Here is a 14,523-nt window from a genome sequence, read left to right as displayed (position 1 = left end):
AAGTCTGGCGAATGAAATCTTAAATTTTAGTAGAAAGTTTTTTTATAATAAAAACCGGGCATTATCGCCCGGTTTTTTATTTAACTCATCTTATTTTTCAACAAAAGCCCGTTCAATAACGTAATCGCCCATTTCACCCATACGCGGCGATTCTTTCAGGCCATGCTGATCTAGCAATCCGGCAACATCACGCAGAAAGTGCGGACTGCCGCATAGCATTGCACGGTCATCTTCACGATTAAATGCGGGCAGATTTAAATCTTCAAAAATTTTCCCAGATTCGATCAGAGCGGTTAAACGGCCTTGAGTTTTGAACTCTTCACGGGTTACAGTCGGGTAGTACACCAGTTTATCTTGAATACCTAAGTCTTGGAAAAACTCATTATTTGGTAATTCATCTAAAATCAGGTCCTGATAAGCCAGTTCAGAAATGTAACGTGTACCATGTACAACAATAACTTTCTCAAAGCGTTCATAAGTTTCAGGATCACGAATAACAGACAGGAAGGGAGCTAGGCCAGTTCCTGAGGAAAGTAGCCATAGATTTTTGCCTGGCAGCAGATCATCAAGTACCAGTGTACCTGTCGGTTTGCGTGAGACCAGAATCTCATCACCCACCTGAACTTTCTGCAAAATTGAAGTAAGTGGGCCATCTTGTACTTTAATCGAGAAAAATTCCAGTTCTTCTTCATAGTTTGCACTGGCGATAGAATAAGCTCGCATTAATGGCTTGCCATTGACTTCAAGTCCAATCATCACAAACTGCCCATTTTTAAAACGTAGACTCGGATCACGAGTTGTTTTAAAACTAAATAGCGTGTCATTCCAGTGGTGAACGTGAGTAATCTTTTCGACGTTAAACGCAGCCATTAAAGGTCTCAATTATCTATCAAATTAAACAGCTTGCTATTCTAATCTAAAAACATTCTCGATAAACTGAATATATTTAATTGTGTTTATAAGCAAAAGTGATGAAGCCTAGTGTATCACTCCCTATTATCGGGTATATGAAATCTCCCTATCAGGAAAAGTTTGGAATACCGCGCCAGCCTAATCTGGTTCAGATTGAGTCCTATATTGATATGTTACCTCCCTATAATGATCTGCTGGCATTTGCAGGTATTGAGGCGTTTAGCCATCTATGGCTGGTATGGCAGTTCCATGACAATAAATCTCAGGACCAGACTGATAAGTTTAGGCCTCAAGTGCGTCCACCACGTCTAGGGGGTAATAAAAAGCTTGGGGTGTTTGCAACCCGAAGTATGTACCGTCCAGCGCCAGTGGGCCTGTCAGTGGTACAGCTTAAAGAAGTAAAAAAAGTGGGCAAAGCACTGCGAGTTTATGTTACCGGAAGCGATCTGCTTGATGGCACCCCTGTTCTCGATATCAAACCCTATATTCACTATTCAGATGCTATTCCCCATGCACAGAGCGGTTATGCGCAGGAAGAGCCACTTCGCAAAGAAGTAAGCTGGACGGAAGAGGCTTTAATAAAACAGCAAGTGCTTGAGCTGAGCGATCAACTTATTCAGGAGTTAAATGATGTTTTATCATTTGATCCACGTCCGGCTTATCAGGAAGATCCTGAACGTATTTATAAGATGAAGTTTGCTTGTCTTGATATTAGCTTTAGCGTACAGGCAGAGCAGATTATTATTATTGATCTTATCTGAAATTAGTTTAGATTGGATTTGATACGACGTTTATGTTCAAACATCTTCTGATCGGCTTCTGTGACAGCAGTCAATAAGCCTTTAGAGGGATGCCGCATAACATAACCGACAGCGGCACTAACGCCAGCTTCTTCCAGTGCTTTTAACATCCGCTGCAATAGAAGTTCTGCGCCTGCCTGGTTGTTCTCAATACTGAGAATACCAAATTCATCACCGCCAAGCCGAGCAACAATATCATTGCTACGGGCATTATTCTTTAATATCTCAGCAGCCTGTCGAATAAAACGGTCTCCTGCTACATGCCCCAAATTGTCATTTACTTCTTTTAGACCGTTCAGATCAATAATAAAGACCGCAGCAGGATGTCCATGCCGTTTACAGCGTTCTTCTTCTGCATTGACCAGCCGGTTCCAAGCCCGACGGTTATATAAACCGGTCAGTACATCACTTAAAGCTTCAACCTGTAGACGCTCATACTGGCGGATCTGCTCATTTTCACGTAGTTCAACCTGTAAAATCCGGCTAAGCAGGCCACCGAAAACTTCAATCAGGTCAGCATCATGGACAATTGAATCAGGTTTGGGATGAGGATCAATGGCACAGAGTGTACCGAACAGACTGCCATCTTCATTAAGCAACGGCTGGCCAATATAAGCTCTGATACTGACTTGCTTGGCAATAGGCGCCGCTGCATATAAGGGAATATCTTCAGAGCGGGGTACAATTTTAGGAGCATCACCAGTAACCATATGTGCACAAAAAGAATCTGCCCAGCGAAAGACCTGACCAGGCCGGATGTCATAACCCGTCGTTTCACTTTGTAAAACAATCCAGTTATCACTTTCCACCCGTGTTATCATCCATAAACTGAAGCCGAAGCGTTTATGCAAATAACCTAATACGGCTTTACCAGCTTCCTGAAAACTTCCGAAATTCGCATTGCTCATCCATTGAACCTATAGTGTAAATACCTGGCGAAGAGTTAGTTATTCATTTAATTTAAAGTATTTTATTTAATTAAAAAACTGGTATTAATAATTTTAAAATAATCTAAGTATAATAATAATTGAAGTTTAAGGCAGAAGTGATAATATTTTGTCTTACAAGATTAAGACTTTACTTCTAAAAGCTTTTTATATCTTTAAAAAATAATATTTTTTATATTAACTATAAACAATCTATTAATTTTATATAGCCCTATACTGCATCAGAAAATAACTCTGTTATAGTATTTAAGGATGCAGGGGATATAATAGTGAAGTTTAATTTTGAAATAGATACGGTCTGGTGCCTGGACCATTTACAAAAAGACGGCCGGATTACTGAGCGCGACAAACATCTGATTCAGACCACCCAGCGGCAAAAACAGCATTTTAAATGGCATCCCCTGCAATGGATTGCAAATTTTAATCTCAAAGATCAACAGCATCCATTGTTATCCCTGACATTAACTCGCTTATGCCAATGGCTGGCCGAAAAAGCTGAAATTCCTTTCTATGTTATTGATCCTTTAAAAGCAGACGTAACTGCACTAACTGGAATCATGTCGCAGGAATTTGCTGTTAAAAATCATATTTTAGCAGTTGAAGTTCAGGCAGATCAGGTATTGATTGGTACAGACCAGCCTTTTATGACTGAATGGATTACTAATCTTGAACGAAGCTTAAGGCTTAAAAAAATCCAGCAAGTGCTCCTTAACCCTGAACAGTTGCAGCGGTATTTAGTGGAATACTATCAGGTTAGCCGCGCGGTCAGCTCTTCTCAGAAAAGCAGCACACACGATCGTACTAATAAAGGCGTAGAGGCACTCCTACAACTGGGGGATACTCAGAATCCTGATGCTAATGACCAGCATATTGTAAAATTGGTGGACTGGATTTTACAGTTTGCATTTGAGCAGGGAGCCAGTGATATTCATCTGGAACCACGTAAAGATAACGGCAAAATCCGCTTTCGGATAGATGGGGTATTGCATACGATTTACAATATGCCGGCCAGTACACTGACGGCAGTAATTTCCCGGTTAAAAATTTTGGGGCGTCTGAATGTTGCTGAAAAGCGCAAACCGCAAGATGGCCGTTTGAAAACGCGTATACCTAAAGGCCAGGAAACGGAACTGCGCTTATCGACCTTACCTACGGCGTTTGGGGAAAAACTGGTTATGCGGATTTTTGACCCTGAAGTCTTGGTCCGTAGCTTTCAGCAATTGGGTTTTGAAGGGCGTCTGCTTAATGCATGGCAGGAAATGACTCAGCATAGTCACGGTATTATACTGGTGACTGGACCGACCGGTTCAGGGAAAACCACAACGCTATATTCTTCCCTGAAACAGTTGGCAACCGAACAGGTTAATGTCTGTACCATAGAAGACCCGATCGAGATGCTGGAACCAAGCTTTAACCAGATGCAGGTGAATCATGGAATTGACTTGGGTTTCGCAGACGGGGTACGTGCCCTGATGCGACAAGACCCTGATATTATTATGGTTGGTGAAATTCGAGATCAGGATACAGCCAATATGGCAATTCAGGCAGCCTTAACTGGACATCTGGTCTTGTCAACTTTGCATACCAATGATGCGCCTTCTAGCTTAACCCGTTTACATGATCTCGGTGTGCAGCCTTTTTTGACTTCAGCCACAATCTTAGGTGTATTGGCTCAGCGTTTGGTTCGTACCTTATGCCCTCACTGTAAAGAAAAGGGGCAAATTAATGAACATCAATGGGAACATTTAACTTTTGACTATATTATGGAAGTTCCAAATACAGTCTATCAGGCAGTGGGCTGTGAAGTCTGTCGTAATACAGGTTATAAAGGCCGAATAGGTCTTTATGAGTTTATGCCAGTAAGTCTGGCACTCAAACAGCAGATCAGTCTTGATGCATCGCTCGATCAGATTCGTCAGCAGGCCAAAAAAGAAGGGGTGGAGCCATTGCGTATTGCAGGCGCCCGAAAGGTAATTGCAGGCTTAACCACACTCGAGGAAGTATTACGCGTAGTGCCTTTAAATTAATAAAATAATTTTAATTTCTTAAGATTCAATTCATCTTTAGCTGTTTTAATACTCTTATTCGATAATGAGTAAATAAACGAGGTAAAGTGCGTATGAATATGGCGAAACTGGCTTTGTTAACAGGTGCTCTAAGTATTGGTGGCGTGGCTATGGCAAATACTGCCGTGAATCATGCAGCAATCAAAACGGCCCAGGTTACTACGGTAAAACAGGCACTGACCGCAAAAGATGATACCCGTGTGCAATTGCGTGGTCAGGTGGTAAAAGCCTTAGGCGATGAGAAATATCAATTCCGTGACCGGACTGGCACAATTACTGCCGATATTGATGATGAATTATGGCAAGGTAAACCTATTTCTCCAACTACAACCGTAACATTGACCGGCGAAGTTGATATCGATTATAAACCGACTAAACGTGTAGAAATTGATGTAGATTCAGTGAAATTTTAAAGTTTTTAAGCTGTAGTTGTTTCGTGTTTTGTTAATCCTCCTTAGAAACCACATTACTTGCCATTTTAGTAATGTGGTTTTTTTATTGGGCTTTGAATATTTCAACTTTTCAGGGCACTATCAAGATACATAAAAACAGAGATATAAAATAAGGATGAGAATTTTACTGGTTGAAGATGATACCTCTCAAGGTGAAAGTATAAAGACCTGGCTGGAACTGGACGGTTATAGTGTAGATTGGGTAGAGCGGGGAGATTATGCGATGACTGCTCTTAAACAGCACGACTATGAATGTATTCTGCTAGACCGGGGTTTGCCTTATGCCAGTGGTGATGAAATTTTAAAAACCCTGCGACAACATCAGGCTCAGACTCCTGTTATTTTTCTGACAGCCCGTGACAGTATCAGTGATCGGGTGGAAGGATTAGACCTCGGTGCCAATGATTATCTGGTCAAGCCATTTAGCCTGGAAGAACTTTCAGCACGTATACGTAGCCAGATGAGAAACCTGCAAGCGGGACAAAGCCAGACACTGATATGGAATAATATTTGTCTAGATCCGAAAGCGAAAACGGTACAGCAGGAGGGCGAAAGCCGTGACCTGACAGCCAGAGAATTCCAGATTTTGTATAAGTTGATGCAACATCCGAATCATGTGGTGACACGTGAACAGCTGGAAGAGTCGATTTACGCTTGGGGGGATGAAGTCGAAAGTAACGCCATTGAAGTCTATATTTATCAATTACGCAAAAAGTTAGGTAGCCAAACAATCAGGACTATTCGTGGTTTAGGTTACCGTATGGGCGAAGCCTGAATGAATACAAAGCCAGATTCTTTACAGTCTCAACTCATCCGTACTACTATGCTGGGCAGTATTTTGGCGGGACTGCTGGCCTTTTTGCTGCTGATTGGTATTGCTGTTTATCATGCCATGCAGGTTCATGACGAGATTATGGACGAACTCGCAGATACATTGTTGGTTTCTGATTTGTCTGCGAATTCGGGACAGCTTGACGAACTGAGTAATGAATTTGATATTCAGTATCAACTAAACTGGCAAGGGCGTACGCTGGCCCATTCTACCCACTTACAGCAACAGCTTTTTAACGACCTGCCACAAGATTTTGGACTGGTCTGGAAAAATGGTCACTTGTGGCGTAGCTATGCGGCGCAGACTAATGATAAACAGTTGAAGGCTGAACTGATCCAGCCCTTGGCTGTTCGTTTTAAGGATATTATCAGAAGTATTCTGATTTACGCTGTTGTATTGTTGCTGGTGTGGCTGGTTCAATGGCTATGGAGTCATTTTGGTATACAGCGGCAGCTGCGGTCCTTAAAAAAGCTCAGTCGAACGATTGCCCAGAAGTCACCATCCGATTTACAACCTATTGAACAACAGCCGTTGGTACAGGAGATTGAACCTGTTATAAATTCGCTGAATCAGTTATTGAGCCGGCTGGATCGAGCATTGACTGCCGAGCAACGCTTCACAGCCGATGCATCCCATGAATTGCGTTCACCCTTATCTGCAATTGCCATGCGTTTACAGGTTTTAAAACGTAAATATAGCCATATTCCTGAACTTGTTCCTGACTTGTTAGCTATTCAGAATGATGTTACCCGTAGTACCCGGGTGTTGGAAAATTTGTTATTACTGGCCAGACTTGACCCTGCTGCACATCAGCAGATGCCTGGTAGTCTGCTACAGCTCCAGCCACTTATTGATGAGGTTGTATGCTCACTGGAACTTTTTGCACAGGAGCGTCAAGTAAGTATTCATCAAATAGCTGCATTACCACACGCAGAAATATATGGAAATCAGGAACTCTTATTTACCTGTATCCGTAACCTGATTGATAATGCAATCCGCTATGCACCTGAACACGGTGCGGTTTATATCACCTTAAAAGACGAGCAGCATCACTACCGGTTAATGATTGAAGATAACGGAGCAGGGGTAGATTCAAATACTTTAGAGCGTTTAGGCGAGCGTTTCTTTCGTGGATTAGGTACACGAACATCAGGCTCAGGTCTAGGCCTGTCTATAGCGCGAAAAATTATGGAACTACATAGAGGCTATATCGAATTTACCCCTTCAGACTATGGTGGTTTAAAGGTTACCTTATTATTTTTAAAAGCCCATCAGATAGAGTACAAATAAAAAAACAGTATGGGAGAGCCATACTGCCTGTTTCCACGTTTATTATTTTTTGAAGCTGTAAATAGTTATTTGGTTAGAATTAAACGATTGTTGCGGGTCAGACGTAAGCGGTACTCTTCACCCGCATGCATAATACGGATTTCACGCCCGAGTGCAAAAAGATTGCTGGATTGTAACATTGGCAGAGAAGTGCTGGCTTGAGTCTGGCGTGCAAATAGGTTGAATGGTGCGTTCATTTGTTATAGCTCCGTGGTGTGCGAGAATTCAAATAAATGATAATCATTATCGAATGAGTCTGTCAAATAGAATTTTAAGAATTTATAAACTTCTTATTTTTGCTTACACTAAGTAAAAGCTTATCTCGGATTATTCAATGTCTAAGCCTATCGTGCATGTTGCTGTCGCTTTATTGTTTCATCGTTCAAAAGTATTGGTTGGCTGGCGAGAAGCTAAGCAGCACCAAGGTAACAAGTATGAGTTTCCAGGTGGAAAAGTTGAAGGGAATGAAACTCCTGAAGAAACCTGTCGGCGTGAAATTTATGAAGAAGTCGGGGTCGGCTTGAGTGACTGGCATCCTTTTAGCCTGATCTGTCATGAATATGACGATATTACAGTACATTTGCATCTGTTCTTTGCACATGTACCAGAGGAGATGTTAAACCAGATTCAGAAACCATGGGCTTGGTACACACGTGAAAAATTACAAACACTTGATTTTCCAGCTGCTAATCAGCCAGTGATTGAGCGGTTATATTGGCCACATTCAATCAGGATTGGTACAGCATTTTCAGCGATAGAGCAATTAGCTCAAGATATGCTCTTTTACTGGCGGCCTGAACAGGCTGAAATTGATAAAAATTGGCTTTTGGAATATAGCATTCAGCAACTAAATAAATTAATAGTGCCTTATCAAGTCTGGCGGTCTCTTAATGTTGAACAGCAACATCACATCGCTGCTGTACATTTAAAACAGTCTGAACAGATGTCTCTGAAAAAAGGCGAACTATGTATTGGGATTCGTTATATTGCTGCCTGCCATGATGCTGCTTCAGTACAGCATGCTGTTCAAATCGGGTGCGAGGCTGTACTTATTAGCCCTGTACAGGCTACTCCGACTCATCCAGAAGCACCAGCATTAGGCTGGGATGCATTTGCAGAACTTGCTCATCAGGCCGATGTGCCCGTTTTTGCTCTAGGCGGATTGTCTAGAGAGGATCTGGAGTGTGCCCGGCAGTACGGCGCCTATGGTATTGCCGGAATCCGTCATATTTAAGTAAAGAAACCAGTTTAAACAGGTCAAGAAGCTAGAATGTATTCAAAGCTGTTTTGGCTTCTTGAATGCTTTTACTGTTTTTCTGAGATTGAGCCGCTTTTAAGATATTTAACCAGAGCTGCTTTTTCATTGCATTACTCTGTGCATAGCTTAAGCCCCGGCGAGCCAGTGCTTCCGCATTAGCTGGCTTGTTTTGTCTATTAGCAATCATTGAAAGATACAAGAAGGTTTCAGCGGACTGAGGGGCCAGTCTTTGTGCCTGCAATGCATAGCTTTCAGCCTGAGACCATTGGCCCTGTTTATAAGCAGTTTGTGTCTGCAGCATCATTTTCCGGAATACAGGAAGTTCACGACCATCCTTGAACTGCTGTTGAACCTTTTCCTCAGGCACCACTATTTGCACCTTCTGGCGTTTAATTTCTTCCGGTTCATACGGAGTAATTTTTACGCCCGAAGGTGTAGCCTGCACTTCAGGAACAGGTCTTGGTGCCGGTTTCTGTTCTTCAGGCTGAGGTAGAGGCGCCGTCTGACAGCCAGCCACTCCAAGCAATGCTAAGGCAAATATGCCAGGTTTTATATGATTCACAAATTTTCTCTATAGCATTTAATTTTCATAACTTCCGCTTGAGATGATTCGGCCTTCAGAAGACGGTAACGTCTGTTCCATTTCAGTCTCGCTTTCACGGATATAGTTTTCGATACTATCTTCTTCAGGCGCAGGTGCGTCGTTATGTTCGGTATCAGGTGTGTAAACTGGTTCGACCTGATAATGTGAAAGGCCACAGGCAGTAGCTCGGCGTGGTACTGTATGACGCAGTATAGGAATGTACATGGCACCTTCACAGCCCTGAGCAGATAAATAACCGGTAGCGCGGTCAATCCAGTGCCACTGTACATTATCAGTCTGGCGCAGATTGACCGGTTCCTGTTTCAACTGTTTCATTACATTAATCCATACCGGCAATGCACCTGTAGAACCAGTAAGGCCCGTTACCTTGTTATTGTCTAGCCCTAGCCATACTACTGCCAGATGATTGCCTGAATAGCCTGCAAACCATGAGTCACGTGTGTCATTGGTGGTACCTGATTTACCGGCCAGTTTAAGGCTGGCTGGAAAACTGTTATATGCAGAACGCCCAGTACCAATGTTCATGACCTGCTGCAGGCCATAGTTTAGAATATAGGCACTCGACGGGTCGATGGTCTGCTGTACATCCAGTCCGTAACGGTCCAATAGCCGGCCATCTGCATCTACTACTGTACGTATGGCACGTGGTGGATATTTGAAACCACCAGTCGCGAAGTTTTCATAAATACTCATGACTTCCATTGGCGACATTTCGACAGCGCCCAAGAAAATAGACGGAAAGGCTGGAATGTTTGAAGTCACTCCAAATTTTCTTAACTGATTGGTAAATGTCGAGAGGCCAAATTCCTGACCAAGTCGTACAGCAGACAGATTATAAGAGTTAGCCAGCGCCTGCATCATGCTGACTACACCATATTCACCACCCGCATAATTCTTGGGTGTCCATTCCTTGCTTTTATCTATTGGAATACTGATAGCAGCATCCTGAATCGAACTGGCCCAGGTATAACGCCCTGACTCAATAGCACTCAGATAGATCACCGGTTTTAAAAGTGATCCTACTTGACGTTTGGCATCAAGAGCCCGGTTAAAGCCAGTGAAATCCTGAGTTGAACCAACAGCAGCTATGAGTTCTCCATTCTCCGGATGAGCAATCAGTACTGCACCCTGCAGGTTTTTTAAACGGCCCGGATTACGCTTGGATAAACGTTCTACAGAATTTTTGAAAGCTGTCTGCACACGGGTCTGGGCAATCGGGTCAAGTGTTGTAAAAATACGCAAGCCTCGATTGGTCAGGTCACCATCCTGATATTCGGTACGTAGCTGACGGCGAACGATATCGAGAAAATCTGGAAATTTGGCTGGTCCTAAAGTTGGCTTGCTAATTACATTTAGCGGGCGGGCACTTTCATCTTCATATTCAGCTTCAGTCAGGTAACCCATCACCTGCATGTTTTTTAGTACTACATTGCGGCGTTTCTTAGCCGCTTCAGGATTACGCCACGGGTTATATAAGGAAGGACCCTGTACCAGGCCTACCAGGAAAGCCTGCTGTGAAATATTCAGTTCACGTAAAGGCAGACCAAAATAGAATTGGGAAGCCAGACCGTAACCATTAATTGAATAATTACCATTCTGGCCCAGATTTACTTCATTCAGGTATGCTTCCAGAATTTCATCTTTGTCATAATGAAGTTCGATGAGCATGGCCATCAGGGCTTCATTAATCTTTCGTTTATAGGTTTTTTCAGGTGACAGGTAAAAGTTTTTAACCAACTGCTGGGTCAGAGTAGATCCACCCTGGCGGCGTCCACCAGTCAGGTTGCTGACCAGCGCCCGGGCAATGCCTCGTACTGAAACACCATGATGATGATAGAAGTTCCGATCTTCAGTCGCAATTAAAGCTTCAATGAGCGGTTTTGGTACACGGTTCAGTTTAATCAGAACCCGGTCTTCATTATGCTGCGGATAAATACCGCCAATCAATAAAGGCTCCAGACGGGTAATACCACTTGTAGCGGGTTTGGTTGTGCGCACTTCGCTGATCTTCTGGTCATTAAAAGTTAATTCCAGAATCTGTTCTGGTTCTACGCTATCACCAAAATCAAAGCCCCGGGTATGGACATATAAAGTATTCCCCTGAGATACATATGAACCTGACTTATTATAACTACTTGCCGATTTATAGCCGAGCAGTTTAAGTTCTTGGGCAAAGTCCTGCTGATTGACCGGGGCATTGGTATAGATTTCCAGAGGGCGAGCAAAAACTTTCGCCGGAATATCCCAGCGCTGTCCTTCAAATTTGTCCCGAATAATATTATCTAAGCGGATTAAATATATTCCAAAGGCGACAAAGCCCCCAATAATAAGCACTGAAAAAATGAGTGCAATCAAGCCAATACCACGTTCAAACTTCATAAACGGAAGACATTACCCAAATAAATTTTGCTAATCATGCGAAGCTTTCACCAATTTTGCAATGCTTAAACTGTGAATAAACCCAAATTAGGAACTTGCTCACTTTTACTGTTGCGGTTTTTGAATGTTTTTTTAAAACAACTTTGATAGTGTTATTATAACCAAGAACCGTAAAGGAGTCCGGCGATCTCGTGCAAATAACACATAAGACTTTTCGTAATATTGGCTTATTAGGACGTCCCGATAAATCCTCTGTTGTAGAGACCTTGTGTTTGATTCATGACCACCTGGTGAGTCGCGGTCTGCATCCGGTATTTGATCAGGAAACTGCACAGCTGGTGCCCTATACAGATCCGCAAACAGTCAGTCGGGCACTGCTGGGTGAAATTGTTGATCTGGTTATTGTCGTAGGTGGAGATGGTTCGCTGCTCCACGCAGCACGTGCTCTGGTCCATCACAATACACCAGTAATCGGTGTTAACCGTGGACGTTTAGGTTTTTTGACCGATATAAAACCCTCTGAAGTAATTTTTAAGCTGGATCAGGTGTTGCGTGGAGAATTCCAGCTAGATCGCCGTTTTCTTCTGGAAATGGAAATTCGGTCACAGGGCAATATCATCTATAATGCAATTGCTCTAAACGATATTGTGCTGCATTCAGGCAAGTCAGTTCATATGATCGATTTCGAGATGAATATTGATGGACAGTATGTCTATCGTCAGCATAGTGATGGACTGATTGTTTCTACACCGACTGGTTCTACAGCTTACGCACTCTCAGGTGGTGGCCCGATTGTACATCCGGGAATGGATGCTATTGTATTGGTGCCAATGCATCCCCATACATTATCATCGCGTCCAATTGTTGTGGGCGGACATAGTGAAATTAAACTGGCTATACGTGAAAATCGTGTGATGCCAATGGTGAGTGCCGACGGTCAGAACAGCGTTTCCCTGAACGTCGGAGATTGCCTGCATATCCGTAAATATCCCTTCAAGTTAAATTTGCTGCATCCACCTGGTTATGACTTTTATATGGCATGTCGTACCAAGCTGGGCTGGAATCAGGATTTTGACTCTTTTCATCAACAGGATTGATCATGAATATTGAACAGATGCTTGCCGTTTTAAATCCTGAGATTGTAGAACGTCTGAGAACTGCCGTTGAAATCGGCAAATGGCCAAATGGCGAGCCACTTACTCAGGAGCAACGTGAAACCTGTCTGCAGGCTGTGATTGCCTGGGAGGTTAAACACCTGCCTGAAGAGGAGCGCACTGGTTATATTAACCGTGGCAGCAAAAAAGAAGATGAGCACTGTGACTCACATGAGCCACAACAGGATGAAGAATTTAAACCGATTCGTTTTGTTTAACTTTATATATAGGCAAAGATAATCCAGTCTTTGTACTTAAAAGCTTTTACTGAGGCCTTAGATTTAAGTCAAAGTAAAAGCTTTTTTGTTGTAACTTTCAGCTTTCCATACAAACATCAAGAATGCTGTCCTCTTCAAAAACCACGCATATTACATATTGGCTAATTTCATCTGGTAAAGAAAAGTCCAGATGGTTTTCATAATATGTCATCTCCTCTATGTCTAGCTCATCATCTGGAAGCGTATTACTTCTAAACTCAAGTCTTTCTATAACTTGAACTAAGCTTGGTTGAGCGGTGTGAAAGTGTTTTTGCCAGTAAGATGTCTCAATTTCATCAAGATGATGCTGTACGAACTCTAAAATGGCATTATGAAAAGGATGAGTACTATTTATGGCAGCCTGCTGTAATACAGCGCGTGCAGATAGCTCTTTAGTCATATTTTACTCTTTATTGTTATATATAAATTTCTATAAAAATACTCGGGCGTTATGACTTTGACTTACCAGAACTGGTAAGCCAAAATAATTTTTTTACATCTAGGAAGAGTGCCGTTTAGCCCATAGTTCTTTAGCTTTTAACATGGCTTCGTCATAGGTACTACAAACACTCATCGTATATAAAGCAATTCCCATTGTTTCTGTGACAGCTGTTTCACCATATACATGAGTTTGTTTGCCTTCCCAGACTGCTTTAAATTTCTCCAGATTTAACTCTTCTTCAGCAAGGCTGCGTTCTTGTGTCAGTTTGGGCAGTTCATATTCATACAGCTCACTATTTTTAATACCACAAATCAGTGTGCGTGCATCCGGGTTACGCTCAAATTCGCCACCTTCACCCTTGATAACAGCGCTATTCTGGTAGCCTAACCGTGATGCAGTCTGCTGATGAGAACTGCGATAAGCCGGATGGAAAATTGCCTGTAATGTAGCCTTGGCATTAAATGGATTAATCAGGCGTGCCAATGTATGAATAGGGGAACGCAAGCCCATAACATTTCTGAGCGAGATCAAATCACTTAAGACAGGGGAAATCTCCTCAAGGGGAAGATAGGCAAAATTATGTTGTTCGAGTTCGTATTGAACATCCTGTTCACTTTGACAGATGGAATAGCCTAAGTATTCTAGCACCTGTTCAGTATAGAGCCGGTTAAGGGTATGACCTGATGCGCCATGCATAAATACTTTATAACCCGACTGGGCAAGCGTTAATGCTGCCAGCAGAAACCAGGGATAATGTTTCCGTTTGCCAGCATATGAAGACCAGTCCAGATCAACGGTTAAAGGGGCAAAATTTAGCTGATCACGGGTAGCCTGTACAAAACCTGCCAACTCATCAACAGATTCCTCTTTTACACGTAACAACATCAGAAATGCACCGAGCTGAACATCCAGAACTTCTTGTTTGAGGATCATGCTGAATGCTTGATAGGCTTCTTCATAAGTTAATGACCTCGCACCATTTTTTCCTTTGCCAATAATCCGGACATATTGTGCAAAAGGATGCTCAAGCTCTTTATAAAGATTTTTACGGGTGTTCATTGACAATTTTAATTAGATAATAAGTAAGTTTT

15 protein-coding genes are annotated in these 14,523 nt (G+C 42.5%); 8 read left to right on the top strand and 7 right to left on the bottom strand.

Annotated elements, in window-relative coordinates; translation table 11 throughout:
* Positions 1-90: 90 nt before the first annotated feature.
* Complete coding sequence (locus AC0VYT_RS08965) at positions 91-870, bottom strand: ferredoxin--NADP reductase (protein WP_005019549.1); 780 nt, start codon at positions 868-870, stop codon at positions 91-93.
* A gap of 101 nt (positions 871-971) precedes the next feature.
* Here AC0VYT_RS08965 and tsaA point away from each other — a divergent pair, with 101 nt between their 5' ends.
* Positions 972-1,673 carry a tRNA (N6-threonylcarbamoyladenosine(37)-N6)-methyltransferase TrmO gene (tsaA, locus tag AC0VYT_RS08960; protein ID WP_005019556.1) on the top strand — a complete coding sequence of 234 codons (702 nt, stop codon included), beginning with the start codon at positions 972-974 and terminating at the stop codon, positions 1,671-1,673.
* A gap of 2 nt (positions 1,674-1,675) precedes the next feature.
* On the opposite strand, the gene AC0VYT_RS08955 is transcribed toward tsaA, so the two are convergent.
* Complete coding sequence (locus AC0VYT_RS08955) at positions 1,676-2,620, bottom strand: GGDEF domain-containing protein (protein ID WP_005019557.1); 945 nt, start codon at positions 2,618-2,620, stop codon at positions 1,676-1,678.
* A gap of 308 nt (positions 2,621-2,928) precedes the next feature.
* On the opposite strand from AC0VYT_RS08955, the gene tfpB reads away from it, so the two are divergent.
* The 4 genes from tfpB to AC0VYT_RS08935 all read left to right on the top strand — a co-directional run bounded on the left by tfpB (position 2,929) and on the right by AC0VYT_RS08935 (position 7,299).
* On the top strand, positions 2,929-4,686 hold the full coding sequence (gene tfpB, locus AC0VYT_RS08950; protein WP_005019558.1) for a type IV pilus assembly ATPase TfpB: 1,758 nt from the start codon (positions 2,929-2,931) through the stop codon (positions 4,684-4,686).
* Between the two features lie 92 nt (positions 4,687-4,778).
* Positions 4,779-5,138 carry a NirD/YgiW/YdeI family stress tolerance protein gene (locus tag AC0VYT_RS08945; protein ID WP_005019560.1) on the top strand — a complete coding sequence of 120 codons (360 nt, stop codon included), beginning with the start codon at positions 4,779-4,781 and terminating at the stop codon, positions 5,136-5,138.
* A 154-nt stretch (positions 5,139-5,292) separates the two neighbouring features.
* On the top strand, positions 5,293-5,952 hold the full coding sequence (locus AC0VYT_RS08940; protein ID WP_005019561.1) for a response regulator transcription factor: 660 nt from the start codon (positions 5,293-5,295) through the stop codon (positions 5,950-5,952).
* Entirely contained in the window at positions 5,953-7,299 is a 1,347-nt protein-coding gene (locus AC0VYT_RS08935) for an ATP-binding protein (protein ID WP_005019568.1), read from the top strand.
* Positions 7,300-7,364: 65 nt separating this feature from the next.
* Here AC0VYT_RS08935 and hemP read toward each other — a convergent pair whose 3' ends face one another.
* Positions 7,365-7,535 carry a hemin uptake protein HemP gene (gene hemP, locus AC0VYT_RS08930; RefSeq protein WP_005019570.1) on the bottom strand — a complete coding sequence of 57 codons (171 nt, stop codon included), beginning with the start codon at positions 7,533-7,535 and terminating at the stop codon, positions 7,365-7,367.
* 137 nt (positions 7,536-7,672) lie between these two features.
* Here hemP and AC0VYT_RS08925 point away from each other — a divergent pair, with 137 nt between their 5' ends.
* Positions 7,673-8,572, top strand: a complete 900-nt coding sequence (locus AC0VYT_RS08925) for an NUDIX domain-containing protein (protein ID WP_005019571.1) — start codon at positions 7,673-7,675, stop codon at positions 8,570-8,572.
* 31 nt (positions 8,573-8,603) lie between these two features.
* On the opposite strand, the gene AC0VYT_RS08920 is transcribed toward AC0VYT_RS08925, so the two are convergent.
* Both AC0VYT_RS08920 and mrcB read right to left on the bottom strand, forming a co-directional pair.
* Positions 8,604-9,158 carry a tetratricopeptide repeat protein gene (locus AC0VYT_RS08920; RefSeq protein ID WP_005019573.1) on the bottom strand — a complete coding sequence of 185 codons (555 nt, stop codon included), beginning with the start codon at positions 9,156-9,158 and terminating at the stop codon, positions 8,604-8,606.
* Between the two features lie 18 nt (positions 9,159-9,176).
* Positions 9,177-11,579, bottom strand: a complete 2,403-nt coding sequence (mrcB, locus tag AC0VYT_RS08915; RefSeq protein WP_005019576.1) for a penicillin-binding protein 1B — start codon at positions 11,577-11,579, stop codon at positions 9,177-9,179.
* 191 nt (positions 11,580-11,770) lie between these two features.
* Between mrcB and AC0VYT_RS08910 the strand changes: the two genes are divergently transcribed.
* Together AC0VYT_RS08910 and AC0VYT_RS08905 are read left to right on the top strand one after the other, a co-directional pair.
* Positions 11,771-12,676 carry an NAD(+) kinase gene (locus AC0VYT_RS08910; protein WP_005019578.1) on the top strand — a complete coding sequence of 302 codons (906 nt, stop codon included), beginning with the start codon at positions 11,771-11,773 and terminating at the stop codon, positions 12,674-12,676.
* Positions 12,677-12,678: 2 nt separating this feature from the next.
* Entirely contained in the window at positions 12,679-12,951 is a 273-nt protein-coding gene (locus tag AC0VYT_RS08905; protein ID WP_005019580.1) for a YeaC family protein, read from the top strand.
* A 97-nt stretch (positions 12,952-13,048) separates the two neighbouring features.
* On the opposite strand, the gene AC0VYT_RS08900 is transcribed toward AC0VYT_RS08905, so the two are convergent.
* Together AC0VYT_RS08900 and AC0VYT_RS08895 are read right to left on the bottom strand one after the other, a co-directional pair.
* A complete protein-coding gene (locus AC0VYT_RS08900) occupies positions 13,049-13,390 on the bottom strand; it encodes a hypothetical protein (protein ID WP_005019581.1) in 342 nt (113 codons plus the stop codon).
* 99 nt (positions 13,391-13,489) lie between these two features.
* On the bottom strand, positions 13,490-14,491 hold the full coding sequence (locus tag AC0VYT_RS08895; protein WP_005019582.1) for a glycosyl transferase family protein: 1,002 nt from the start codon (positions 14,489-14,491) through the stop codon (positions 13,490-13,492).
* Positions 14,492-14,523 lie beyond the last annotated feature (32 nt).

Source organism: Acinetobacter sp. QJM3NY_42, from assembly GCF_056173745.1.
The sequence above is the reverse complement of the archived record's forward strand: the minus strand, read 5'-3'. Positions and strand labels throughout refer to the sequence as shown.